The 24,762-nt window shown below is 73.7% G+C and carries 19 protein-coding genes; 10 read left to right on the top strand and 9 right to left on the bottom strand.

The features are described from left to right. Positions 1-195: 195 nt before the first annotated feature. The 4 genes from IE318_RS07385 to yczE all read right to left on the bottom strand — a co-directional run bounded on the left by IE318_RS07385 (position 196) and on the right by yczE (position 3,702). The gene (locus IE318_RS07385) at positions 196-570 is read right to left on the bottom strand and encodes an RNA polymerase-binding protein RbpA (protein WP_003977404.1); all 375 of its coding nucleotides are present in this window, start codon (positions 568-570) and stop codon (positions 196-198) included. Between the two features lie 279 nt (positions 571-849). Further along, entirely contained in the window at positions 850-2,196 is a 1,347-nt protein-coding gene (locus IE318_RS07380; RefSeq protein ID WP_189897858.1) for an MFS transporter, read from the bottom strand. Positions 2,197-2,284: 88 nt separating this feature from the next. After that, a complete protein-coding gene (locus IE318_RS07375) occupies positions 2,285-3,052 on the bottom strand; it encodes a glycerophosphodiester phosphodiesterase family protein (RefSeq protein WP_189897855.1) in 768 nt (255 codons plus the stop codon). Then, positions 3,049-3,702 (bottom strand): membrane protein YczE, encoded by a 654-nt coding sequence (gene yczE, locus IE318_RS07370; protein ID WP_189897853.1) that lies wholly within the window; start codon positions 3,700-3,702, stop codon positions 3,049-3,051. Before yczE ends, IE318_RS07375 begins: the two co-directional genes overlap by 4 nt. Positions 3,703-3,802: 100 nt before the next feature. Between yczE and IE318_RS07365 the strand changes: the two genes are divergently transcribed. After that, the gene (locus IE318_RS07365; RefSeq protein WP_189897851.1) at positions 3,803-5,302 is read left to right on the top strand and encodes an SCO1417 family PLP biosynthesis transcription factor; all 1,500 of its coding nucleotides are present in this window, start codon (positions 3,803-3,805) and stop codon (positions 5,300-5,302) included. Between the two features lie 22 nt (positions 5,303-5,324). Here the strand turns inward: IE318_RS07365 and IE318_RS07360 are convergent, their stop codons facing one another. Together IE318_RS07360 and IE318_RS07355 are read right to left on the bottom strand one after the other, a co-directional pair. Further along, entirely contained in the window at positions 5,325-6,905 is a 1,581-nt protein-coding gene (locus IE318_RS07360; protein ID WP_189897849.1) for a P-loop NTPase family protein, read from the bottom strand. Between the two features lie 50 nt (positions 6,906-6,955). After that, complete coding sequence (locus IE318_RS07355; RefSeq protein WP_030175692.1) at positions 6,956-7,150, bottom strand: hypothetical protein; 195 nt, start codon at positions 7,148-7,150, stop codon at positions 6,956-6,958. A gap of 431 nt (positions 7,151-7,581) precedes the next feature. Here IE318_RS07355 and IE318_RS07350 point away from each other — a divergent pair, with 431 nt between their 5' ends. The 5 genes from IE318_RS07350 to IE318_RS07330 all read left to right on the top strand — a co-directional run bounded on the left by IE318_RS07350 (position 7,582) and on the right by IE318_RS07330 (position 13,059). After that, complete coding sequence (locus IE318_RS07350) at positions 7,582-7,986, top strand: ankyrin repeat domain-containing protein (protein ID WP_030175694.1); 405 nt, start codon at positions 7,582-7,584, stop codon at positions 7,984-7,986. A gap of 322 nt (positions 7,987-8,308) precedes the next feature. Next, the gene (locus tag IE318_RS07345; RefSeq protein ID WP_189897847.1) at positions 8,309-9,727 is read left to right on the top strand and encodes a HEAT repeat domain-containing protein; all 1,419 of its coding nucleotides are present in this window, start codon (positions 8,309-8,311) and stop codon (positions 9,725-9,727) included. Between the two features lie 175 nt (positions 9,728-9,902). Further along, a complete protein-coding gene (locus tag IE318_RS07340; protein ID WP_189897845.1) occupies positions 9,903-11,048 on the top strand; it encodes a glycosyltransferase family 4 protein in 1,146 nt (381 codons plus the stop codon). Further along, complete coding sequence (locus tag IE318_RS07335) at positions 11,045-12,208, top strand: glycosyltransferase (RefSeq protein WP_189897843.1); 1,164 nt, start codon at positions 11,045-11,047, stop codon at positions 12,206-12,208. Before IE318_RS07340 ends, IE318_RS07335 begins: the two co-directional genes overlap by 4 nt. Next, positions 12,205-13,059 carry an SGNH/GDSL hydrolase family protein gene (locus IE318_RS07330; protein ID WP_189897840.1) on the top strand — a complete coding sequence of 285 codons (855 nt, stop codon included), beginning with the start codon at positions 12,205-12,207 and terminating at the stop codon, positions 13,057-13,059. The genes IE318_RS07335 and IE318_RS07330 overlap by 4 nt, the downstream gene beginning before the upstream one ends. 137 nt (positions 13,060-13,196) lie before the next feature. On the opposite strand, the gene IE318_RS07325 is transcribed toward IE318_RS07330, so the two are convergent. Further along, on the bottom strand, positions 13,197-14,033 hold the full coding sequence (locus IE318_RS07325; RefSeq protein WP_189898170.1) for a putative hydro-lyase: 837 nt from the start codon (positions 14,031-14,033) through the stop codon (positions 13,197-13,199). Between the two features lie 41 nt (positions 14,034-14,074). Then, a complete protein-coding gene (locus IE318_RS07320) occupies positions 14,075-15,394 on the bottom strand; it encodes an MFS transporter (protein ID WP_189897837.1) in 1,320 nt (439 codons plus the stop codon). A 183-nt stretch (positions 15,395-15,577) separates the two neighbouring features. On the opposite strand from IE318_RS07320, the gene IE318_RS07315 reads away from it, so the two are divergent. The 4 genes from IE318_RS07315 to IE318_RS07300 all read left to right on the top strand — a co-directional run bounded on the left by IE318_RS07315 (position 15,578) and on the right by IE318_RS07300 (position 23,730). Further along, positions 15,578-16,273, top strand: coding sequence for a GntR family transcriptional regulator (locus IE318_RS07315; protein ID WP_189897835.1), 696 nt, complete (start codon positions 15,578-15,580; stop codon positions 16,271-16,273). Positions 16,274-16,488: 215 nt separating this feature from the next. Next, complete coding sequence (locus IE318_RS07310; RefSeq protein ID WP_189897831.1) at positions 16,489-18,018, top strand: hypothetical protein; 1,530 nt, start codon at positions 16,489-16,491, stop codon at positions 18,016-18,018. 31 nt (positions 18,019-18,049) lie between these two features. Next, positions 18,050-18,940, top strand: a complete 891-nt coding sequence (locus IE318_RS07305) for a hypothetical protein (RefSeq protein ID WP_189897829.1) — start codon at positions 18,050-18,052, stop codon at positions 18,938-18,940. Between the two features lie 38 nt (positions 18,941-18,978). Continuing rightward, the gene (locus IE318_RS07300) at positions 18,979-23,730 is read left to right on the top strand and encodes a hypothetical protein (RefSeq protein WP_189897827.1); all 4,752 of its coding nucleotides are present in this window, start codon (positions 18,979-18,981) and stop codon (positions 23,728-23,730) included. A 68-nt stretch (positions 23,731-23,798) separates the two neighbouring features. Here the strand turns inward: IE318_RS07300 and IE318_RS07295 are convergent, their stop codons facing one another. Further along, the gene (locus tag IE318_RS07295) at positions 23,799-24,365 is read right to left on the bottom strand and encodes a hypothetical protein (RefSeq protein ID WP_189897825.1); all 567 of its coding nucleotides are present in this window, start codon (positions 24,363-24,365) and stop codon (positions 23,799-23,801) included. Positions 24,366-24,762 lie beyond the last annotated feature (397 nt).

The raw sequence follows: 24,762 nt of genomic DNA, 5'->3' as shown, positions 1-24,762 counted from the left end.
CGTTCGAGGACGAGGCCGTCAAAACCGAAGAGGGGTCTGGGGGCGCAGCCCCCAGGAACAGAACCCCCACATACCAGCAGGAAAACGAAAACCGTATCCCACAGCAAAAAACCGCGGGCGCCGTACGTCACCATGACGTACGGCGCCCGCGATAACTCAGTGCACTGGAAACCGGCCGCCCGAGCCCCGCAGGGACTACGCGCTCTTGCGGCTGTCCCGGGGATGGACGGCGATGTTCATCGCACCGGAGCGCAGAACGGCGAGACGCTCCTCGAGGACCTCTTCGAGCTCCTCACGGGTGCGCCGCTCCATCAGCATGTCCCAGTGCGTACGCGCAGGCTTCGCCTTCTTCTCCTCAGGACCGTCGCCGTCCACGAGAAGTGCCTGGGCCCCACAGACCTTGCACTCCCACTCCGGCGGGATCTCCGCCTCGACCGAGAAGGGCATCTCGAAACGGTGCCCCTTCTCGCATGCGTACTCCACGGCCTGGCGCGGAGCCAGGTCGATACCGCGGTCGGTCTCGTAGCTGGTCACCACGAGGCGCGTGCCGCGAAGAGCTCGCTCACTCATGAATCGTGCCTCCCGGGCTTGTCGCCCACAGGACAGGTGTCGCTGTCGTCGTCATCCGGTCAACGTCCGGTCGGCGGTAAAGATTCCCGTTCCGATGTCCCGTTCCGGGTCATGCGTCGCCGTCGTAGCCGCAGCCTTGTCAACCAGTGCAGTACCCACCGGCGCCCGGTTTGTCACATCTGCAAGGAGATGTCACCCAGCGTTTCGGCATCTTTGACGCGCAGTAACGGTACGCCTGGCAGGCCAAACGCGTACACTACCGCCCTTTCGCCCGGAGTGCTAAATCCGATCAGGAACCGGATTGCCCGCGTCGTGGATCGCCTGCCGCACCGGAACCCGGGCGAGCAGGACGAACCCGATCGCGAAGAACGCCACCAAAGAGATGATCGCGTCCCTATAGCTCCCGGTCAGCTGGTACGTGACCCCGAACAGCAGCGGCCCCAGCCAGCTCATGCCGCGGTCGCTCATCTCGTACGCGGAGAAGTACTCGGCCTCCTTTCCGGGCGGGACCAGGTGTGAGAAAAGCGACCGGGACAGCGCCTGGCTGCCGCCGAGGACCAGCCCGATCCCGGCCGCCAGCACGAAGAACCACACTGGTGCCCCGGCCGGCAGGAAGTACCCGGCCCCCAGGGTGACCGCCCAGGCGACCAGCGACCCGAGGATCGTGCGCTGCGCTCCGTACCTCCGCGCCAGCCGCCCCATCCCCAGGGCGCCCGCCACCGCGAGCACCTGCACCATCAGTACCGCGGTGATCAGGGTGGACTGGCTCAGTCCCAGTTCCTCCGAGCCGTACACCGATGCCTGGGAGATCACGGTCTGGATGCCGTCGTTGTAGACGAGGTACGCCAGCAGAAAGGCCAGGGTGAGCGGTTTGCCCCGCATGTCCCGGATCGTGGCCGCCAGTTGGCGCCAGCCGTGCACCGGCACCGCGGTCGGGGCCGTGCGCCGGTCGCGCAGCCGCCGCAGCGGAATCAGGGTGAAGACGCCCCACCACAGTCCCGCCGAGGCGAGGCAGATGCGCACCGCCGTCGCCTCGGAGACGCCGAAGGAGTCATGGGCGGTGAACAGCACCAGGTTTGCCACCAGTACCAGGGAACCTGCCGCGTAGCCGAAGGCCCAGCCGCGTGAGGAGACCGCGTCCCGCTCGTCCGGCGGCGCGATCAGCGGCAGGTAGGAGTTGTAGAGGACCATCGAGACGGCCACCGAGGCATTGGCGACGATCAGCAGCACGCCGCCCAGCAGATAGCGGTGGCCGTCCAGGAAGAACAGGCCCGTCGTCGCGGTGGCGCCCGTGTACGCGGCGGCCGCCAGCAGCGGTTTGCGGCGGCCGGTGCGGTCGGCCGCCGCACCCGCGACGGGCATCACCAGGATCGCCAGGATCACCGAGGCCGAGACGCAGTAGGCGAAGAACGACCCGGCACGCACCGGGATCCCCAGCGGATGCACGAACCCGTCCGCGTCCGCCGCCGACCGGGCGACCGAGGTGAGGTACGGGCCGAGGAACACGGTGAGCACGCTGGTCGAGTAGACGGAGCACGCCCAGTCGTAGAAGTACCAGCCGCGCTGCTCGCGCCGCCGGTCGGCGGCCTCGTCGCCCGCCTGTGTCCGCACGGTACCGGTGCCCACCCGTGCCCTCGCTTCCCCGCCGCAGATGCCGCGCACGATCCATGGACCGGGCCGGAGCCCGGACCCGGTTCCGAGACGGCGCCGGGGCTCAGACCCAGACGCCCCGCTCCTCCATGACCTTGCGCAGCGTGTCGATGTGATCGGTCATGATGCCATCGACACCGAGGTCCAGGAGCCGGTGCATCCGCTCCGGTTCGTTGATCGTCCACACGTGCACCTGCAGCCCGCGCGCGTGGGCCGTGCGGAGGAACAGCGGGTCGACCACCGGCACGCCCGCATGGGAGAGCGGCACCTGCGCGGCCACGGCGGACCGGCGCAGCCTGGCCGGCACACCCCAGGACCGCAGCCGCAGCGCCAGTACCCCGCGCGTCCCGTACGACGTCGCCAGGCGCGGCCCGGCCAACCTCTGGGCCCGGACCAGGCGTGCCTCGGAGAACGAGCCCACGCAGACCCGCTCCCAGGCGTCCGTCCGCGCGATCAGATCCAGCAGGGGCGCCAGCGCGGGCTCCGCCTTGACGTCGACGTTCCAGCGCACCTCGGGAAAGGTCTCCAGCAGCTCCTCGAAGAGGGGTACCGGCTCCCTGCCCGCCACGCGCGCGTGCCGCACGTCCTCCCACGGCTGATCCGCTATCAGTCCCGCGCCGTCGGTCACCCGGTCCAGGGTCGCGTCGTGGAAGGCGACCAGCCGGCCGTCGGCAGTGGCGTGTACATCGGTCTCGATGTACCGGTAACCGAGTTCGACCGCCCGCCGGAACTGCGCCACGGTGTTCTCCAGCCCTTCGGCGGCCCCGCCGCGGTGGGCGAAGGCGAGAGGCCCCGGGTGGTCGAGGAACGGGTGGCGTACGAGCGTGGTCACGGACGCAGTATCGCTCCTTCGGGTGACGCCGCGGCAACGGCCGTGCTGCCGCCGGTGGCCGTCGGCACGGCGAACAGACGCAGGAAGAGCTGGGCCAGCGGGCCGATCGAGACGGCGTACAGCAGAGTGCCGACCCCGACGGTGCCGCCGAGGACGAACCCGGTGACGACGACCACGACCTCCACCACCGTCCGCGTCAGCCGGATCGAGCGGCCGGTGCGCCGGTGCAGCCCCGTCATCAGCCCGTCCCTGGGCCCGGGCCCGAAACGGGCGGATATGTACAGGCCGGTGGCGACACCGTTGAGCACGATGGCCGCCAGGAGCAGCGGAATCCGCACGGCCAGGGCGTGGACGCCGGGCAGCGCGGCGAGCGTGCCGTCCATGGCAAGACCGATGACGACGACGTTGGAGACCGTGCCCAGGCCGGGCCGCTGGCGCAGGGGGATCCACAGCAGCAGCACCGCCGCGCCCACGACGATCGACACCACACCGATGGTCAGGCCGCTGAGCTCGGCCAGCCCCTGGTGCAGCACACCCCACGGCTCCAGGCCGAGGCCCGCCTCGACGAGGAGCCCGGAGCTGACGCCGTACAGGACGAGACCGGCGTAGAGCTGAAGGAGTCGCCGCCCGAGGCGGCCCTGCGTGGACAAAATGTCCCCCCTGGTGGTGGAAGTGGCCTGACTCGTGACACTCTGTGGCGGGGGAACACAACTCATCCATGGCCAATTCGGGGAAGGTGGACTGGTCGTCATGGCGCAGTGGACTTCGGCGGTGGGTGCCACACAGCTCGCCCGGCTGCTCGTCTCCCAGCAGAAGCGCCCGGCCGGCCCCGGCACCCGCCGCCCGCCCGCCTACCGTGCCCTCGCCGACGGCATCCGGCTGCTGGTCCTGGAGGGCCGCGTGCCGGTGGCCGCCCGGCTGCCCGCCGAACGCGAGCTGGCGCTGGCCCTGTCCGTCAGCCGCACCACCGTCGCCGCCGCCTACGAGGCGCTGCGCACCGAGGGCTTCCTGGAGTCCCGGCGCGGCGCGGGCAGCTGGACGGCCGTCCCGGCCGGCAACCCGCTGCCCGCGCGGGGGCTCGAACCCCTGCCCCCGGAGGCGCTGGGCTCGATGATCGACCTGGGCACCGCGGCCCTCCAGGCCCCCGAACCCTGGCTCACCCGCGCCGTGCAGGGTGCCCTCGAGGAACTGCCGCCGTACGCCCACACGCACGGCGACTACCCGGCCGGCCTGCCCGCGCTGCGCTCGATGATCGCCGAGCGGTACACCGCGCGCGGGATCCCGACCATGCCGGAGCAGATCATGGTCACGACGGGCGCCATGGGTGCCATCGACGCCATCTGCCACCTCTTCGGCGGGCGCGGCGAGCGCATCGCCGTGGAGTCGCCGTCCTACGCCAACATCCTCCAGCTGATGCGGGAGGCGGGCGCCCGGCTGGTTCCGGTGGCCATGGCCGAGGGGCTCACCGGATGGGACCTGGACCGCTGGCGTCAGGTGCTGCGGGAGGCCGCGCCCCGGATCGCCTACGTCGTCGCCGACTTCCACAACCCCACCGGCGCCCTCGCCGACGAGGACCAGCGGCGCCGCCTGGTGGAGGCGGCACGCTCCGCGGGGACCGTGCTCGTCGTCGACGAGACGATGAGCGAGCTGTACCTGGACCCGGACCTGAAGATGCCCCGGCGGGTGTGCGCCTTCGACCCGGCCGGCTCCACGGTGATCACCGTCGGGTCGGCGAGCAAGGCCTTCTGGGCCGGGATGCGCATCGGCTGGGTGCGGGCGGCCCCCGACGTGATCCGCAGCCTGGTCGCCGCGCGCGCCTACGCCGACCTGGGTACCCCGGTGCTCGAACAGCTGGCAGTGAACTGGCTGTTCAGCACCGGCGGCTGGGAGCAGGCCGTGGAGGTCCGGCGCGGGCAGGCCCGCGACAACCGTGACGCCCTGGTCGCGGCGGTCCGGCGCGAGCTGCCCGACTGGGAGTTCGAGGTCCCGCGGGGCGGCCTGACCCTGTGGGTGCGCACCGGCGGCCTGTCCGGGTCCCGCCTGGCCGAGGCGGGCGAGCGCGTGGGCGTACGGGTCCCCTCCGGCCCGCGCTTCGGCGTCGACGGCGCCTTCGAGGGCTACGTCCGCCTGCCCTTCACCGTCTCAGGAGCGGTGGCGGAGGAAGCGGCGACGCGGCTGGCGGCAGCGGCCCACCTGGTGGAAACAGGAGCGTCGGGCAACGGCGAGTCCCCGAGGACATTCGTGGCGTAGGCACAGCCGCACAGCCGCGGCCTCAGGACGGCTCGGCCACAGCAGCCTCGGCCACGGCGTCCCCGGGTTCCGGCACCGTCTCCCCGTCCGCCGGCATCGTCTTCGCCGGCAACAACTCCAGCACCGCCTCCCGCAGCCCCTCGCTCACCGAGTCGTCGTACGGATCGGGCGTCGCCGGAACCTGGAGCCGGTGCACGGCCCCCGTGCCCAGCCGCGCATAGCCACGCCCGGGCGGGAAGACGGGTGGGGCGGTCGTGTGCGGCGGCGCTCCCAGCACCGCCTTGACCTGCTCCGCCGTCGCCGGCCCCAGCACGACCCGCGCGCGGGTGTGCTGCCGCAGCGGATCACCGAGCGCCTCCGCGCTGTCGAACTGCTCGGCCACGACGACCGTGACGTTGACCGCACGGCCGTGCCGCAGCGGCACCTGGAGCAGCGCCTGGGGATCCTTGCGGCCGTTGGCGGCGGCCAGGTGCGTGAAGGCGGTCGGCCGGTCGAGCAGCAGCCACAGCGGGCGCCTGGTGTCGTCCGGGGGCGGGTGGCCCGCCTGCCGCGCGCGGTTGACGGCGATCAGCCGCCGCTCGGTCTCGGTGGCGGCCCACTCCAGGCTCGCCAGCACCCCGGCCAGCCCGCACTCGACGGCCAGGACGCCGTCGCGGCCGGTCAGGCAGGCGTACTCGCCGGTGCCGCCGCCGTCCACCACGAGCACGTCGCCGTGCTGGAGGGCCTGGAGCGCGATCGAGCGCAGAAGTGTGGAGGTGCCGCTGCCCGGCTGGCCCATGGCCAGCAGGTGCGGCTCGGTGGACCGCTGGCCCGTGCGCCAGACGACCGGCGGCACATCGTGCTGTTCCTCGCCGAAGGCGAGGGGGAGGGTGCGCTGGACCTCGCTCGGATCGGTGAATCCCAGCACGGTCTCCCCGGGCGTGGTGACGAACCGCTGGGCCGGAATGCCGGTGGGCAGCGGGGTGAGCGCGGTGACCGAGAGCTCGTTGCCCTCCTCGTCCCAGGCGAAGAGGTACTCACGGCCGCGGCCGGCCTTGGCGGAGAGCAGGTGCTCGATCCGGGCCCGTGACTCGGGCTCGCCGTCGGTGAAGTACGCCGGGTAGCGGATCAGCAGGTGGGCGACGCGGCCGGAGTCGTCGAACGTGTACGAGGGGAAGGCCTGCTGCCACTCACCGCCGTGCGCGTACATGGGCGCCGGGTCCTCCGCGGCCGAGAAGTACGGCACCAGCGCCTCGTACAGCAACGACAGACGGCGGACGTGCGACTCGTCGGGGCCCTCGGGCTCGGCCGGGGTGCGGTCGCGGCCGAGCCAGGCCGCCGCCGCCGTCACCACGACGGCAGCGAGCAGCGGGCCGTACGGCACCATCATCAGGACCAGGATCACCGAGGCCACCAGGAACAGCAGCGGCCCGCGCCGGTCCTTGGGGGTGTCCGCCCATCTGCGCCGGCCGGCCGCGGCGAGCCGGCACAGACCACGGGCGATGGTGATCAGCGGGTGGAGGATGTCCGTGGCGTTGTCCGCCGCCGTCCGGGCCAGCTCCCGGCTCCGGGCGACCTGCGCGCTGCCTGTGCTCAGAATGCGGGGGAGGGGGCGCCGGGCCACTGCTGCCTCCTGTCGTACGTACGGGCGAGGGGTCCCCAGGGTGGGTGGCGTCAGAACCTCATGCCGCCGATCAGGCTCGCCAGGGACTCGCCGCCGGCTCTGATGCTCGGGGCGATGGCGGTGCTCGCGAGGTAGAAACCGAACAGGACCGACACACATGCGTGTGACGGCTTCAGCCCGTCCTTGCGGAAGAAGATGAAGCCGATGGTGCCGAACAGGACGACGCCTGAGATGGAGAGGATCATGAGAGATCTCCTGGTGTCGAGGGGGACAGTCACCCTGAGTCCTTCCAGCATCACAGGATGTATCCATATGACAAAAGGTGCAACTGGGTGAATTTCGTTCGATTTCCCTCGGTCGGCGGAGCCGGTGGGCGGGGTCGCTGACCAGCCCGGTCCTCTGTGGCCCCGTCCTGTGCGCCGGGCTCGTGGTGATCTTTGCCTCGGGTGCCCCGGGCCATGTGCCGCGCGAGCCAGTACCCTGGCGATTCACCCGTACGGCCGAGTCCCGCTCGCGGTCGTACGCTTCTGCCCGCAGGTCCGCGAAGCGGCACCCGCACGCACTCCCCGGCAGTACCAGCAGTACCAGTCCCCAGCAGTACCAGCAGCACCCAGCAGTACCAGTCCCCACGCGGTACCCGCAGTCCCCAACGCTCGAAGTGAGAGGCGGTCCGGCCATGAGTGAAGCCCCCGACCCCGAGGTCGTGGAGCTGGCGACCAAGATCTTCGATCTGGCCCGGCAGGGGCGGACCGAGGCGCTCGTGGCGTACGTCGACGCGGGCGTCCCGGCCGAGCTCACCAACGACCGCGGCGACTCCCTGGTGATGCTCGCCGCCTACCACGGCCACGCCGATGCCGTCCGCGCGCTGCTGGCCCGCGGCGCCGATGCCGACCGCGTCAACGACCGGGGCCAGACACCCCTCGCCGGAGCGGTCTTCAAGGGTGAGCAGGACGTGATCAAGGCCCTGCTGGAGGGCGGCGCGGACCCCTCCGCGGGCACGCCGTCCGCCCTGGACACGGCCCGGATGTTCGGCCGGACCGAGCTGCTGCGGCTGTTCGGCGAGCAGCCGACCGAGCAGTGAACCCCAGCGCCGCGGACTGCTGAAACACCGTTCTGACCAGTAGAGACACCGAAAACGGGGGAGGCGGTACGGGGCCGCCGGAAATTTCGGTCGCGGCGGCACGGACGCCGGGTCATCATGACGTCGTGATTCACGGACGCGATGGCTGGGCAGGTGTTGCCGCACCGCGCGGGCCGTGATCGGTCCGCATGGGCCACCGACGAGAGGCAGAGGAAGATGGTCTACAGCAAGCAAGAGACGGCGGGCGCCCCGACGTGTTGTCACGCGGCCAGGTAGTGCGTGTTCCCCGGTTGCGTCGACGCTTGATGTGAGGCTGTTTCCCATGTTCGATCCGGTCATAGCGCCCAGCGGTACGCTGCTCGGCCTGCTCCAGCGGGGCCGCGGCGACGGCACACTGCACGCGCTCACCGCACCGCGCGCCGAAGCGCTCGCGGCTCTCAACCACTGCGTGCTGCGCGACCCCCGCCACGACTGGCAGGTGGAGAACCGCTCCCTGTACTACGCCCGGCTCTACCTCGACCTGAACGGCGAGCTGGACGCCATCGAGGCGCATCTCTTCGACCCCGAGGACGCCCTCGACACCGACGAGTCCCGCACCGGGCTCGCCCTCGCCGTCCTCGGGCACCTCGCCTCCTACGGCAGGCGGGACGCGCTCGTCCTGCTGCGCAGGTACGCCGCCACCGGCGCCAACTGGGCCTGGGCCCTGGACGAACTGGCGCTGCGCGACGACGACGCCGGGCTGCGCGCGCTGGCCGCCCCCGTGCTCGCGCGCTTCTCCACCGACGCCGAGGGCGAGGCCGAGCTGGCCGCCGCCGTACGCGATGCTTTCGAGCCACGGCCGTGGCGGCTGTGGGCGGAGGATCCGCGCGCATCGATCGCCACGCGCGTGCGTGCCGCCCACGAGGCCGGCTGCTTCGACCGCTGGCAGCGGCAGATGCGGCCCACCGGGCCACGCCCGGGCTGGAGCGTGCAGGCCGTGTTCGAGTGGGCCCAGCAGGGCATCGACCGCGGCGCCGCCCTCCACGTCCCGGCCGCCCGCTGCCTGGCCGCCGTGGCCGGTCCCGAGGACCGGCCCGAGATCCTCCGGGCCGCCCGGCAGGGCATGGACGGCGCCCGCTGCACCGCCCTGCGCTACCTCGCCGACGGCAACGATCCCGACGCCCTCGACCTGATCGAGTCCGCCGTGTCCGACGGCTCGGCCACCGTGGTGGAGGCCGCCGTGGACGCCTTCGAACGCATGCGCAGCGTGGCCGCCGTGGACCGGGCCCGCGGCTGGGCCCGCCGCCCCGATCCGCTGGGCGCCGCCGCCGGCCGGATGCTCGCCTGCCGGGGCGGAGCCCGGGACCGCGACCTCGTCCTCGCCGCCCTCCGGGAGGCCGTCCGGGGCGAAGGCCCCGACGCACCCACCCTGTGCGCCCTCGTCGACGGCACCGGACGCCTCGGTATCGCCTGCGCCGCACCCGTCCTGCGGCACGTCTACCGCGAGACCGCCTCCTCCCATCTGCGCGGCCGCGCCGCCCGCGCGCTGGCCGCCACCGACCCGTCCTTCCCCGCGGGCTTCGCCGTCGAGTGCCTGTGGGACTGCGAGGAGACCACCCGCGAGCTCGCCGCCCGGTACGCCGAGACCGGCGACACCCGGGTCGTCGAGCAGTTGCGGCGGCTCGCCGCCGACCCCGCCGAGGAGGCCGAGGTCCAGACGGCCGTACGCAGCCGGATCAACCCCGACCTGCCGGCCGCGTGAACGTCTCGGAACGACCCTGGTCCGCCCGTCGGGTGAACGTCCGGTGGCCCGCGAGGCAGGGGCGCATGGACACGGGCTGACCCGCCCGGGTGGGGCGCCCAACGCTCATGGGACGTTCCTCGGCCGGAAAGATCGACGTTGACGCGTTCACGTCCGGCGCGGCGACAACACCGGTATGCGTGTCGTCATCGTGACCGAATCCTTTCCCCCCGATGTGAACGGCGTCGCCCACTGCGCGCTCCAGACCGCCCGCCACCTCGCCGACCGCGGCCACGCGCCGCTCGTGGTCGCTCCGGCCACCGCCGCCCCGTCCGAGAGCGGCTCCGAGCCGCCGTACGCCGACGCCCCCGCCGTGCCCGTCGTCCGGGTGCCCTCCCTTCCGCTCCCGGGCTATCCCCAGGTCCGCGTCGCCCTGCCCAGCAGGCGGGTCGCCGCCGCACTGAGCGAGCACCGTGCCGACCTCGTCCACCTGGCCAGCCCGTTCGTCCTCGGCGTGCGGGGCATGGCGGCGGCCACCCGGCTCGGCATCCCGGCCGTGGCCGTCTACCAGACCGATCTGGCCGGTTACGCCCGCACCTACATGGGCGCGGGGGAGGCCGCCGCCTGGCGCCGCATCCGCTCAGTCCACGGCGCCGCCGACCGCACCCTGGCCCCATCCGGTGCGGCCCTGCGCGACCTGGAGGCGCACGGCGTGCCCCGGGTCAGGCTGTGGCCGCGCGGTGTCGACACCGCCCGCTTCCACCCGCACCACCGGGACGAGGCGCTGCGCCGCGCACTCGCCCCGAACGGCGAGGTGATCGTCGGCTACGTCGGCCGGCTCGCCCCCGAGAAGCAGGTCGAACTCCTCGCCGGGACCTGCGGACTCCCGGGCGTGCAGGTCGTGGTCGTGGGCGACGGTCCCTCCCGGGCACGCCTGACCGAGGCCCTGCCGGGCACCCACTTCCTCGGGCGCCGCACCGGTGCCGAACTCGCCCGGATCTTCGCCTCGCTGGACGTCTTCGTGCACACCGGCCCGTTCGAGACCTTCTGCCAGACCGTGCAGGAGGCCATGGCCTGCGGTGTGCCCGTCGTCGCGCCCGCCGCCGGCGGCCCGCTCGACCTGGTCGCCCACGGCCGCACCGGGCTGCTCGTCCCGCCGAACGACCCGGCCGCCGTACGGGAGGCGGTGCGGTCGCTGGCCGCCGACCCCGCGCTCAGGACGGCGTACGGGACGGCCGGCCGGACCACCGTCGAGGGCCGCACCTGGGCGGCCGTCGGCGACCAGCTCCTCGGTCACTACGACGAGGTGCTGGCCGGGCGACGGACGGCGGTGGCGGCATGACCGGCGGACCGCTCAGGATCGTCCGGCTCGCGAACTTCGTCACCCCCGCCTCCGGCGGTCTGCGCACCGCCCTGCGCGAGCTCGGCAAGGGGTACCGGGCGGCCGGCCACGAACCGGTGCTGATCGTCCCCGGCGAGCGGCACACCGACCGGGAGACCGAGCAGGGCCGTGTGATCACCCTGCCCGGCCCGCCCCTGCCCGGCACCGGCGGCTACCGCGTCCTGACCGACCGGCGGCGCGTGGCCGCCCTGCTGGAGCGGCTGGCCCCCGACCGCCTGGAGGTCTGCGACCGCACGACGCTGCGCTGGACCGGCCGCTGGGCCCGGCGTGCCCGGATACCCGCCGTGATGGTGTCGCACGAGTCCGCCGACGGTGTGCTGCGCACCTGGGGCCTGCCGGACCACCTGTCCCGGCGCGCCGCCGACGCCCTCAACACCCGCACCGCGCACACCTACGCGCGCGTGGTGTGCACCACCGAGTACGCCGAGCGGGAGTTCGTGCGGATCGGCGCCCGCAATGTCGTACGCGCTCCCCTCGGCGTCGACCTGACGGAGCGGCATCCGGCGCTGCGCGACCCGCGGGTGCGCGCCCGGCACGCGCGCGTGGACGACGCGCTGCTGCTGATGTGCTCCCGGCTGTCGGTGGAGAAGCGGCCGGGCACCGCGCTGGACACTCTGGAGACACTGCTGCGGCGTGGGCGGCGCGCGGTGCTCGTGGTGGCGGGGGACGGTCCGCTGCGGCCCCGGCTGGAACAGCGGGCGCGGGAACGCGCGCTGCCGGTCGCCTTCCTAGGGCACGTCTCCGACCGCGCGCTGCTCGGCGCGCTCCAGGCCTGCGCCGACGTCTGCCTGGCTCCCGGGCCGGCCGAGACGTTCGGGCTGGCCGCCCTGGAGGCCATGGCCTGCGGTACGCCCGTGGTCGCGAGCGCCTCCTCCGCGCTGCCGGAGGTGATCGGCTCGGCCGGCGCCACGGCCGGGGACGGCGGCGAGGCCTTCGCGGACGCCGTGGCGGCGCTCCTGACACGACCCGAGCCCGAACGGAGGCAGGCGGCACGCGCGCGTGCGGAGTGCTTCGGCTGGGACACCTCCGTGACGGCGTTCCTCGCCGCCCACGACGCGCCGGTGCTCTCCCGCCGGCTCGCCCCGGAAGCGGCGCCATGAGCCCCGTTCGTTTCGTCGCCCTCGGTGACTCGCTGACCGAGGGGGTGGGCGCCCCCGTCGGCAGCGGCCGGCGCGGCTGGGCCGCACTGCTGGCGGACGGGCTCGCCGAGGAGCCCGTGGAGTTCACCAACCTCGCGGTCAGCGGCGCGCAGACCCGGGACGTGCTGGAACGGCAGACCCCGGCCGCCCTGGCGCTGCGGCCCGACCTCGTGTCCGTCGTCGTCGGCGTCAACGACACGCTGCGACACACCTTCGACATCCGCGCCGTGGCCGCCCGGCTCGACCGGGTGTACGGGACCTGCACCGGCCAGGGCGCCGTTCTGCTCACGGCATGCCTGCCCGATCCGGGTGCCGTGCTGGGCCTGCCGAGCGCGCTGGCCCGCCCGCTGGCCCGTAGGCAGGGCGCGGTCAACACCGTCGTACACGCGCTGTCCGACCGGTACGGGGCCGTCCACCTGCACGCCGACGAGGGGGAGTGGCTCACCGACCGGACGATGTGGAGCGCGGACCGGCTGCACCCCTCGGAGCGCGGGCACCGGCAGTTCGCCCTCCGCTTCCACGCGCTGCTCGCCGAGGCGGGCCTGGCGTCAGGCCCCGCGCCGTCGCCTGAGCCGGAGTTCCCGGTTCCGACCCGGTGGGCGAGTCTGTGGTGGCTGGCCACTGCGGGCAGCGCATGGGTGGCCCGCCGCTGCGCGGACCTGCTGCCGCAGCTGCTGACCCTGGCCGCCGACGACCTGCGCCACCACGCCCGCGGCACCCGCTTCCAACTCGACCTGCGCGCATCGGCCGCGGTGTCGGCGGCCCTGGCCGCACTGCCGTGGGCGGAGCCATCAGGAGCGGAGGTGGCGTGAGACCCGGGCCGCGCGTGAGCACCACCCCCGGCACCATGCCCTGCCGAACCCCTCGCGGAGGTCGGCGTGCGGATCTGTCGGGTGCGGATCGGTCAAGGAGGGCGCCGAGGCGGAGGTCGTGGATCCACGGCGTCTCCTCAGGCCACGCGGTACTGCTCGTCGCGGGCGTCGGTCAGGAACATCTGCCCCGGTGCGTGAGTGATGGCGAACGGCGGCCGGGAGGCCATCACCGCCGCCTGCGGAGTCACCCCGCAGGCCCAGAACACCGGAATGTCGTCCGGCTCGGTCGCCACCGGGTCGCCGAAGTCGGGACGGGCGAGGTCCGCGATGCCCAGCGCGGACGGATCGCCGCAGTGAACCGGGCTGCCGTGCACCGCCGGGAGCAGTCCGCTCTCCCGGATGGCCGCCGGCAGGTGGCGCGGCGGCACCGGACGCATGGACACCACCATGGGGCCGTGCAGCCGCCCGGCCGACCTGCACTGACGGCTCGTCACATACATGGGGACGTTGCGTCCCTGCTCGATGTGGCGGATCGGGACGCCCGCGGACGAAAGCGCCCACTCGAAGGTGAAGCTGCACCCGATCAGGAACGTCACCAGGTCGCCCCGCCAGTGCCCGCGCACGTCCGTCGGCTCCTCCACCAGTTCGCCCTCCCGCCACACCCGGTAGCGCGGCAGGTCGGTGCGCAGGTCGGCGCCGTCGGCGAGGACGGTCCGGAAGGAACCGGCGTCGGTGACGTCCAGGACCGGACACGGCTTCGGGTTGCGCTGGCAGAAGAGCAGCGTCTCGTACGCCCAGTCCGCGGGGACCGAGATCAGGTTCACCTGGGTGTGCCCCGCGGCGACCCCGGCCGTCGGGCCCGCCAGCCCGTCGCGGAAGCGTTCCCGGGCCGTGTGCGGGCTCCACGCGCGCGCGTGCTCGTCGACGAGGACCACAGGACGGTCCTGCGCCCCGGCCGGACGGCGGGACTCCACGACGTGCACGCCCGGCGTGGTCCCGGTGGTGTCCGTGCGGCTCACGCCAGCTCCTTCCCGCGCGTCTCGGGCAGCCCCAGCAGCGCCAGCGCCGCCAGGCCGTAGCCGACCGCGCCGAAGACCAGCGCCCCGCCCACGCCCCAGCTGTCCGCCAGGAAGCCCACCAGGGTGGGGAAGACGGCGCCGACGGCCCGGCCCGTGTTGTACGTGAAGCCCTGACCGGTGCCGCGCACCGCCGTCGGGTACAGCTCGCTCAGGTAGGAGCCGAAACCGCTGAAGATCGCCGACATGCAGAAGCCCAGCGGGAAACCCAGTATCAGCAGCAGGGTGTTCGCACCGCTCGGGATGTTCGCGTAGACCACGACGCACAGGGCCGACAGCAGCGCGAACAGCCAGATGTTGCGCCGCCGGCCCAGCCGGTCGGTGAGGTGACCGCCGGTCAGATAGCCGGCGAAGGCCCCCGAGATCAGGAACGTGAGGTACGAGCCGGTCCCGACGACCGACAGGCCCCGTTCCGTCTTCAGGTACGTCGGCACCCACGTGGCCAGCGTGTAGTAGCCGCCCTGGACGCCCGTGGAGAGCAGGCCCGCGAAGACCGTGGTGCGCAGCAGCCCCGGGGAGTCGGCCGTGCCCGGCGTGAAGATGGCCGCGAACGAGCCTCTCCGCGCGCTCTGTTCGCGCACCGCCATCGCCTGCGGCGCGTCGTGCACCCGGCGGCGCAGCCACACCACCAGCAGCGCGGGCAGCGCCCCCGTCCAGAACATCACGCGCCAGGCCAGGTCGTCGCCGGCGAAGGAGAACACCAGCGTGTAGACGACCGCGGCCAGCGCCCAGCCGACCGCCCAGGAGCTCTGCACCGCGCCGAGCGTGCGGCCCCGGTGCTTCGCGCTCGCGTACTCGGCGACCAGGATCGCGCCGACCGCCCACTCGCCGCCGAAACCGAGACCCTGCAGGGCGCGGAAGACCAGCAGCGTCTCGTAGGTGGGCGCGAAACCGCAGGCGACGGTGAACACGGCGTAGGTGATCACCGTGATCATCAGCGCCCGGACCCGGCCGACCCGGTCGGCGACCACGCCGGCGACGGCGCCGCCGATCGCGGACACGACCAGGGTGACGGTGGTGAACAGGCCCGTCTGGCCGCTGTCCAGGCCGAAGTACGAGGCCAGCGCCACCATGCTCAGCGGCAGCGTGAAGTAGTCGTACGAGTCCAGCGCATAGCCGCCGAACGCGCCGGCGAAGGCGCGTCGGCCCCGTGGATCCAGGGCGCGCAGCCAGCCCAACGCGCCGTCGCCGGAGTCGCGTTCACCGCGTCGGGGGCGTTTGCCCGAGGTCAGGGCCTGCGGTGGAGGGGTCATGCTCATGGGCACCTCGCAGTTGAGGGACGGAGGGTGCTGGGGAGTGAGCAGTGCCGTGCGGAAGCGGCGGCACCGGTGCCCGGGCGGGCGGGGACGGGACGGTGCCGTGCCCAGCAAGGTAGGGGATCGTTGAACGATCCTTCAATACCCCCGTTGTCTCGTTCTCGGATCTGCGGTTGAATTCCGGGCATGGCAGAGCAGCTGAAGGGACTGGCCGACGACCGCGCCCTGCTGGGCCGCACCAGCACCGCCGAGCGCGTCTCGGACATCCTCAGAAGCCGCATCGCCGACGGCTACTTCCCGCCGGGCACCCGGCTGTCGGAGGACAGCATCGGCGGCGCGCTCGGGGTCTCCCGCAACACGCTGCGCGAGGCGTTCCGGCTGCTGACGCACGAGCGGCTGCTCGTCCACGAGTTGAACCGCGGTGTCTTCGTACGGGTGCTGACCGTCGAGGACGTCGAGGACATCTACCGCACCCGCCGCCTCGTGGAGTGCGCCGTCGTACGGGGGCTCGGACCGGCGCCGTACGCGGTGGACGGGCTGGCCGAGGCCGTCGCCGAGGGACGGCGGGCCACCCGCGAAAGCGACTGGAAAGAGCTGGGCACGGCCAACATCCACTTCCACACCGAGCTGGTGGCGCTCGCGGGCAGTGAGCGCACCGACGAACTGATGCGCAGCGTCTTCGCGGAACTGCGCCTCGCCTTCCACGTCGTGGACGAGCCGCGGCGGCTGCACGAGCCGTACCTCACCCGCAACCAGCAGATCCTCCAGGCCCTCCAGGCCGGCGACCGGGACGGGGCGGAGAAGATGCTCGCGGTCTACCTCGACGACTCGCTGGAGAAGGTCGTGGAGGTGTACCGGCGGCGCGTCGGTGAGGACGCGTAGGCGGGAGCGGGAAGCCGGGGTCGTAGGTCGCGGGTCGAAGCCGGGCGTCGGAGTCGGGGGGCGCGGGTCGAAGCCGGGCGTCGGAGCTGGGGGTCGGGGATCGCGGGTCGGGAACCGCGCCGGGGGTCCCGCGCACCGGGTGCGACCGCGGTGGCCCCGAGGGTGCGTCTGCGCCGTTTGGGTCGATGTCAGACCGAGGACCTAGTCTGTGCACCGTGACTTCGCCTGCATCGACGGACCGTGTTCCGCCCCAGCTCAGCGCGGGGCCGCGCCCTGCCCCGGGGCCGGCCGCCGACGAGGGGCTGGCGCGGAGGCTGCGCGCGCTCGCCTGCACCGCGCCGCTGCACGACCTCGACACGCGCAAGGCGAACCTCGCGGGCGAGTACTCGGTGTACGGCATGGCCGAGGTCGCGCTCGCCGCCATCGACCTCGTCACGCTCAACATGGACTTCGACACCGGCGCCGACCACGAGCAGATCGTGGCCCGGCTGCTGCCGCGCGTCGCCGCCCAGGCCCCGCAGCGGCCGGCCGCCGAGCACGAGCGGGTGGCCCGCTGGGTCCTGGAGAACCTGATCAACGTCGGCAGCGTCGACCGGGGCTTCCGCGCGGTCTACGGCACGTTCGCGCCGGACGGTACGTACGTGCGCCGGGACTACGACTTCAAGCTGATCGAGGAGGTGCCCGGCCCCGGCGGCAGCGTCTACCTGCGCACCACGGACGAGGCGGTCAACGTCCTCGTGGGCGCCCTCGACACCGACGTCACCAGCGCGCAGATCGCCGCCGAGGTCAAGCTGGAGGTGCTCATCAGCCGCGGCCGCCTCGCCGACGCCCAGCTCGCCGCCGAGCAGGCCCGCTACCGCACCGTGCAGTACTCGGAGAGCCTGCGCCGAGCCCTGGACGCCACCCGGCGCAACGTCCGTGCGGTGGACTGGCTGCGCGCCGTACCGGACATGATCACCGAGGCCCTGGACCACGTCGCCGACCGCTACCGGCACGAGAACGCGATCCTGACCAACATCCGCAAGGCGCGCGACGAGTCCGAGGAGCCCGAGCACAAGCGGCGCGCCGCCGAGCTCGTCGACATCGTCAAGGACTGCATCCGCCGGCACACCCAGCTGCAGACCCGGCTGCTGGAGGCCGGCCCCCTCTTCCGCGCCGAGCAGGACCGTCAGGCCTTCGCCACCCCCCTGACCACCTCCGGGACGGACCTCTACGGCCACCTGCTCGCGCCGACCCTGCCGCTGCCCCTGGAGCAGGCGATCCGCGTCACGGACGCCTTCTTCGCGCGCGGCACCGGGCTGCGCACACCGGTGTCCGTCCGGGTCGGCGACCTCGTGGACCTGTTGCTCACCCCGCCCGTGGAGCGGGAGCACCTGGGCGCGGAGATGCCCGAGCCCGACCTGATCGCCACCCCCGACGACAGCCGGTTCAGCGAGGAGCAGCTGGCGGCGGCGACGGAACTGCTCGACCTCCCGGCGGACGCGCCGCGCAGGCTGTCCGGACTGCTGGCCGAGGCCCGGCGCACCGGGGACCCCGATCTCGCCTACCTGGTCGCCCTGCTGGCGGTCCACGCGGCCAGCCCGGCCGTCGGCACCGCCTACCGGCAGGGCGAGGAGAAGCTGCTGTTCGCCGTGGACGACGGCACCGAGCTGGACGACCCCGAGTTCGGCGGCGCCGATCTGATCGTCGGAACCGCGTTGCTGGACGCGGCCGGCATGGCGGCCGACCGGACGGAAGCAGCATGAGTGACCAAGAGCGTGACAAGGAGCCCAACCCGTGAGCGAGCACGTCGAGTGGAGTGAGGCGGAGACCCCCGCCCCGTCGGCGACCAGCGCCGTCACCCCCGCCGACGCCGCCGACGCGGCCCGGCTCGTCGCCTTCGGCCTGCAGCCCAAACTGCAGCCCGCGCGCGACCAGGAGTACGCCGAGCTGCTGCGCCGCCACCGCGAGGACCCGGCGTTCGCACGCCTCGCGGACGCCGTGGCCGCCGGCCTCGGACTGGTCGTGCTGGAGGTGTCCCCACGCGCGGGCATGGCGGTGACCGCCGCCGAGGACTCGGTGTTCGCCGTCCGCATGGGCGACTACGCGCGTCGTACCGCCGCCGACTCCGGGGACCGCTTCCTGCACGGACTCGCCCACCTGGCCGTGGCCGCCCTGGCCTTCCCGCGCCCCGAAGACCTGGCCGACGACGGCTACATCGGGCGCGTCACGGTCAACGGAGTCGACGCCTTCGTCCGCCAGGCCTGCCGCCGCCTGGAGGAGCGCGCCGAGGAACAGGGCGAGAACACCGACCCGGCCACCGACGCGCCCGGACTGGAGGCGGCCTGGCGCATCTGGGCCAGACGCAGCGCGACCGGCGCCACCAAGGACGCCCGCCGCCCCGCCGCCTCCACGACCGGCATCGTCGCCAAGGCCCTGGCTTTCCTCACCGACTCCGGGTTCCTGCAGCGCACCGGAGACGAGAGCGGCGGCACCTACCGCACCACGGCCCGCTACCAGCTCCAGGTGCGCGACATGGCGGGCAGCGCCGCCCTGGCCGAACTCCTCGACCTGGGCGTCGTCCCGGTGACCGACGGCACCCCGAGCCTGCTGCCCGCCGAGGACACCGACGACCTGGACCTGGTGGCCGACGCCGGACTGCCGTTCCACGCCCCGTCCCACTCCTGAACCCCCCCGATCTGCCGGAAGACTGACGAGAGTCCGCCATGTACGAGCTGTCCCGGGTCCGCCTCTACTCCATCGGTCCTGCCGGTGCGCGCTACGCCGACACCGTGCTTGACCTGCGGGGCGTGGGCGAGCCGGTGCCCGACCCCGCGCCCATCCAGGCGGAGTTCTTCGAGGAGGAGCCGGTCGGTCCGCCGCGCCGCCCCGCGCCCGCCGGCGTGCTCTTCCTGGAGAACGGCGGCGGAAAGTCGGTCCTCCTCAAGCTGATCTTCTCGGTGATGCTGCCCGGCCACCGCAACACCCTCGGCGGCGCCAGCTCCGGCGTGCTGCGCAAGTTCCTGCTCGCCGACGACTGCGGGCACGTGGCACTGGAGTGGCAGCACGTGCAGACCGGCGAGTGCGTGGTCGTCGGCAAGGTGAGCGAGTGGCGCGGACGCCAGGTCTCCAACGACCCGCGCAAGTTCGCCGAGGCCTGGTACTCCTTCCGGCCCGGCCCCGGACTCACCCTGGACAACCTCCCCGTCGCCGAGGCCACCTCCGTGCGGCCGCCCGCCGAGGGCACCTCCGGCGCACAGGGCCGCCGCCGCACCATGAAGGGCTTCCGCGACGCGATCACCGAGGCCGGCAAGGCCTACCCGCACCTGGAGGTGCACTGGGAGGAGATCCACGAGCGCTGGACCGAGCACCTGGGCGACCTCGGCCTCGACCCGGAACTCTTCCGCTACCAGCGGGAGATGAACGCCGACGAGGGCGAGGCGGCCGGTCTGTTCGCGGTGAAGAAGGACTCCGACTTCACGGACCTGCTGCTGCGCGCGGTCACCGACACCCGCGACACCGACGGACTCGCCGACCTCGTCAGCGGATTCGGCAACAAGCTGGGCCGACGCGCCGAACTCATCGCCGAACGGGACTTCACCGCGGGCTCGGTCGACCTGCTCGGCCGGATCGTCGAGGCCGCCGAGGCCCGCACCCGCGCGCGCGACATCCACACCTCAGCCGAGCGGCGCACGCGCACGCTTGCGCGGCGGCTGTCCGCCCGGGCCGTGCAGGAACGCGTACGCGCGGCCGACCTCGCCCAGCGCGTCACCGCGGCCGCCTACGCCGTCACGCACTCCGAGGGCGCCCGGGAGCGCAGCGCGCTGATCGCCGCCGAACTCGCCTACCGGCACGCCTCGCTGGCCCTGGCCGCCGCCGAGAAGTCCGCCGCCGCGCAGAAGCGGGAACTGGCCGACGCCCGCACCCTGCACTCCGCGTGGCAGGCCGCCGAGGCCGTACTGCGCCACCGGGCCGCCTCCGACCGCGTGGCCCGCGTCTCCGCAGCCATCCAGGAGGCCGAGCGCGACGCGGCTCCGGCGCTCGCCGCGCGCGCCAAGGCCGCCGTGGACCTCGTACGGGCCCTGCACGCGGCCGCGGAGAGCGCCGAAGCCCTCGCCAACGAGGGCGACGAGCGGTCCGCGCACCTCCAGGAGGCGGGGGAGACGGCCCACCGCGACGCGACCGCCGCCGCCACCGAGGCGCAGCGGGCCCGCAGTGAGGCCGGCCACCTGCGCCAGCGGTTGAGCGAGGTCGAGCAGGAGACCGCCGAGGCCGTCCGCGCCGGCTGGCTCGACGACAGTGCCCCCGACGCCGATCCGGCGCGCGCCGCGCTGGCCGCCAGCGACGCCGAGAAGACGGCCGTCGCCGCCTGGGACCAGGCCCGCGAGGCCGCCCGGAAGGCCACGGAGCACGCGCGCGAGGCGGCCTCCGCCGAGACCCGCGCCGAGCTCACCGCGGCCCGCGCGGCCGACGCCACCGCGGCGGCGGACCGGGCCTACGAGGCCGAGCGGCGCATCGCCGAGGCGCTGGCGGCCGAGGAGCGGCTCGCCGAACTGCTCAGCCTGCCCGGCACGGTCACCGCCGGGCGGGCCGCGGTACCCGCTCCCCGGACGGGACCGGACGGCGCGTCGGCCGGCACCCCGGTCGACGAAACGGCGGGGAAGGCGGCGGACGAGGCACGCTCCGACGCCGACGGAACCGGGTGGCACCGCACCGGAGCCACGGGCCCGGCGGGCGCCCCGGCCGAGGGCACGCCACGCCCGCCCGCCGAAGGCCCTCTCACCCCCGAGGACCTGGACCGCTTCGCCGACGAGCTGCGCGAACTCCTCGACGACGCCGTCTCCTCCGCCGAGCGGCACCTGTTCGAACTGCGGACGGCGGCCGCCGACGACGCCCGGATCCTGGGCGCGCTCGGCGACGGCGGCCTGCTCCCGCCCGGCCCCGACGTGCTCGCCACCGTCGAGTTCCTCGGCGAGCACGGCATCCCCGCCCTGCCCGGCTGGCGCTACCTCGCCCAGGCCGTCGACCCTGCCGACCACGCGCGCGTGCTGGCCGCCCGGCCCGAACTGGTCGACGGCGTGATCATCACCGACCCGGACACCCACGCCCGGGCCCGCGGGGCACTCGCCGACGCCGCCCTGCTGCCCCGGTCCGCCGTGGCCGTCGGCACCGCGGCCGCCCTGCTCGCTCCCACCCCGGCAGCGGACTCGGCGAACGCCGACGTCTTCCTGGTGCCGCCGAACCCGGCCATGCACGACGAGCACGCCGCCGACGAGGAGCGGCAGGCGCTGCGGGCTCGGGCGACCGAGCGGGACGAGGAGATCCGCCGCATGGCCACCCGGCTCGGCAAGGACCGCGAGCTCGCCGCCCGGCTCGCCTCCTGGCGCACCGGCTGCCCGGCCGGGCGGCTGGCCGAACTGGCCGAGACCGCCCACAACGCCCGCGCGTTCGCCGAGGAGGCCGAGGCAGAGCTCGCCGAGGCACGCACGGCGCGGGCGGAGGCCGAGGAGGCCGCCGCCGAGGCCACGCAGGTGCGCGACGAACGCCAGGAGGCCGCCCAGAAGGCCCGGCGCGCCGCCGACGCCCTCGCCGGGCTCGCCTTCCGGCTGCGTGAGCGCGCCGGCTGGCAGGCCAGACTGCGCGAACTCGCCGACGAGGCCGCCGAGTCGGAGGCGCGCGCCCAGACCTGCCTGGAACGCGCCCGCGCCGCCGACGAGGACCGGCGCGCCGCCCAGCGCGCCGCCGACGACGCCCGCCGTACCGCCCGCGCGCTGCGTGCCGAGCGCTCGGAGATCGCCGGCGCCCCCGACGACCTGCCCGAGACCGACGGGGACGCGCCGAAGGCGTCCCTGCCTGCCCTCCGCGAGGCCTACCGCGCGGCCTCCCAGGTGTACGAGAAGGTCGGCGTCGGCGCCGATCTGCGCGCCGAACAGGCCCGCGCGGAGAGCGACGAGAGCGCGGCCCGCGCCGAGCTGGACCGGCTGAGCAACAAGGTCCGCACCCGCGCCGAGCAGCTCCTGGAGTCACCCGACGGGTCCGACGGTCCGTCCCGGCAGGCCGCCGCCGCCCGCGCCGAGGAACTGGTGCAACTGCTGGAGACCCGTATGTCGTCCGCGAGCGAACAGCTCGGCCGGCTGCGCGGCGAGGCCGAGCGGCTGGCACCCGAGGACGGCGAGGCGCACACCGAGCTGCCCGAGGAACTGCTCCCGCGCGACGCCGAGCACGCCCAGGCCCTGCTGCGCACGGCCACCGCCGAACTCGCCTCCCGCGCCGAGGCGTTGGCCCAGGCCCGCGAGGCGCACGCGGAACTGCTCGACGCCCACCGCGCCGCCGAGGACGCGGCAGGCGGCTTCGACGAGATCGCCGCCATGCTCCGCGACCTGCTGCGCGAGCACAGCGTCGACGAGGAGCAGGAGGAGCCGGAACCGTACCCGGGCAGCCCGGAGGCGGCCCGGCAGGCCGCCGCCGAGGCCCGCCGGTCGCTGCGCGGCTGCGCCGCCGACCTGTCCGCCGCCGAGGCCGCCGTGCGCGAGGCCGGCGACGTCCTCGTCCGGCACGCCAACTCCACCCGCTACGAGCAGGTGCGCACCCCCGCCCGGCAGCAGATCCGCGAGCTGCCCGCCGCCGCCCTGCCCGAGCACGCCCAGAAGTGGGCCGAGGCCTTCGCACCCCGGCTTCGCGTCCTCACCGACGAGCTGGCGCAGCTGGAACGCAACCGCGACTCGATCGTCGACCGGCTGCGCGGCCTCGTGGAGTCGGCGCTCGCCACGCTCCGCTCCGCCCAACGCCTGTCCCGCCTTCCCGAGGGTCTCGGCGAGTGGTCGGGGCAGGAGTTCCTGCGCATCCGCTTCGAGGAACCCGACCAGGCCACGCTCACCGAGCGGCTGGGCGAGGTCATCGACGAGGCGACCCGGGCCGCCGTGAGGAAGAACTCCGACCTGCGGCGCGACGGCATGTCCCTGCTGCTGCGCGGAGTGGCCGCCGCGCTCCAGCCCAAGGGCGTCGCCGTGGAGATCCTCAAGCCCGACGCCGTGCTGCGCGCCGAGCGTGTACCCGTCGGCCAGATGGGCGACGTGTTCTCGGGCGGTCAGCTGCTCACCGCCGCCATCGCCCTGTACTGCACGATGGCCGCGCTGCGCTCCAACGACCGCGGCCGTGACAAGCACCGGCACGCGGGCACACTGTTCCTGGACAATCCCATCGGCCGCGCCAACGCCACGTACCTGCTGGAGCTCCAGCGGGCCGTCTCCGACGCGCTCGGCGTCCAACTCCTGTACACCACCGGCCTGTTCGACACGACGGCGCTGGCGGAGTTCCCGCTGGTCATCCGCCTCCGCAACGACGCCGACCTGAGGGCCGGACTGAAGTACATCAGCGTGGAGGAACACCTGCGCCCGGGCCTGCCCCAGCCGACCCCCGCCGGAGAGTCGGTCCACAGCGAGATCACGGCGACACGGATGTACAAGCGTCCCGCCTAGCCGCACCCGACCTCGGTACCTGGCCGGGTCCGGTGAAGCGACCTGGCCGGGTACCGCCGTCACACCCCCTAGGAGTGAGAGAGCCGGCCCGTGCCGCCCCGTCGGCGTATTCGCTCCTGGGCGCGCTCGGCCGCCCGCTCCTCCCGCCGGGCTCTGCGGCGCTCGCGCCGCAGAGCCCGCGCCGTGCTGCTGGGGGCGGAGACCACGCCGTAGCGCTGGTTCCACACCTGGCGGGTCACCCAGACGTCGAGCGCCGCCCAGGTGGCGACCACCGTGCCGGCCACGCCGCCGAGGACCATCGGGAAGGCCAGCCAGGACCCGGCCAGGGTGAACAGGAAGGCCACCACGGCCTGAACGAGCGTCACGGCGATGATCAGTACCGCGCGCACGGCCGCCTCGCGCACGGGATCCGGCAGCCTGCGCCGCCGCGCGGGCTCCTCGATCCACAACGGCTTGTAGTAGGGCTGTTCGACGGGCGCGCTCGCACCCGCCCCGGCAGGCCGGCCGTATGTTTCTTCCCGTGCGCTCCCCACCGTCGGAATGTCGCGATCAGGTACCTCGGGCGCCTGCCGTGCCACCGTCCGCGGCTTCCCACCGCTGTCGGCGGCCCGCTCTCGCTGCTCCACCGTGCCCATCAACGTGTCACTCCCCACCGCCGGCAGGCCGCTCGCCCCGTGTCCGAAGAACCGGCTCCCCACTGACTGCCCGGCTTGCGTCGCTTTACGCCGCCGAGGTGCGGGATGCGGCTCCAGTGGCCCATTCCGCCCCGATGTCCCATGGATAAGGACGAACGAAGCACCACGAAGATTCCCGGCGGGCGAAAAATATCGGCCAACCGACCGGACCGGCCGACGCGTTCCGGCAGGCCCGCCATCTCCGTGTCCAGGGGCGCCATCTCCCGCAATGCCCGGACAACTCGCCATCTCGCGCCGTCGGAACGGAAGTTCATCTTCCGGTCGCGTCTTCGAGTTACCTGTGCGTCGGTAGTAGGCTCGCGCCGTTTGTTGACGCACATGTGTACCCCCGGCCGGC

Origin of the sequence: Streptomyces spiralis (assembly GCF_014654675.1) — a bacterium.
Classification (GTDB): Bacteria; Actinomycetota; Actinomycetes; order Streptomycetales; family Streptomycetaceae; genus Streptomyces; species Streptomyces spiralis.
Note: the sequence above shows the minus strand (reverse complement) of the source record. Positions and strands in the feature narration are given on the sequence as shown.

Coding starts and splice junctions, on each gene's coding strand:
- IE318_RS07340 (WP_189897845.1), top strand. CDS start 9,903: ATGCGTGTCGTCATCGTGACCGAATCCTTTCCCCCCGATGTGAACGGC.
- IE318_RS07300 (WP_189897827.1), top strand. CDS start 18,979: ATGTACGAGCTGTCCCGGGTCCGCCTCTACTCCATCGGTCCTGCCGGT.
- IE318_RS07355 (WP_030175692.1), bottom strand. CDS start 7,150: ATGATCCTCTCCATCTCAGGCGTCGTCCTGTTCGGCACCATCGGCTTC.
- IE318_RS07385 (WP_003977404.1), bottom strand. CDS start 570: ATGAGTGAGCGAGCTCTTCGCGGCACGCGCCTCGTGGTGACCAGCTAC.
- IE318_RS07345 (WP_189897847.1), top strand. CDS start 8,309: ATGTTCGATCCGGTCATAGCGCCCAGCGGTACGCTGCTCGGCCTGCTC.
- IE318_RS07320 (WP_189897837.1), bottom strand. CDS start 15,394: ATGAGCATGACCCCTCCACCGCAGGCCCTGACCTCGGGCAAACGCCCC.
- IE318_RS07315 (WP_189897835.1), top strand. CDS start 15,578: ATGGCAGAGCAGCTGAAGGGACTGGCCGACGACCGCGCCCTGCTGGGC.
- IE318_RS07350 (WP_030175694.1), top strand. CDS start 7,582: ATGAGTGAAGCCCCCGACCCCGAGGTCGTGGAGCTGGCGACCAAGATC.
- IE318_RS07330 (WP_189897840.1), top strand. CDS start 12,205: ATGAGCCCCGTTCGTTTCGTCGCCCTCGGTGACTCGCTGACCGAGGGG.
- IE318_RS07295 (WP_189897825.1), bottom strand. CDS start 24,365: ATGGGCACGGTGGAGCAGCGAGAGCGGGCCGCCGACAGCGGTGGGAAG.
- IE318_RS07365 (WP_189897851.1), top strand. CDS start 3,803: ATGGCGCAGTGGACTTCGGCGGTGGGTGCCACACAGCTCGCCCGGCTG.
- IE318_RS07335 (WP_189897843.1), top strand. CDS start 11,045: ATGACCGGCGGACCGCTCAGGATCGTCCGGCTCGCGAACTTCGTCACC.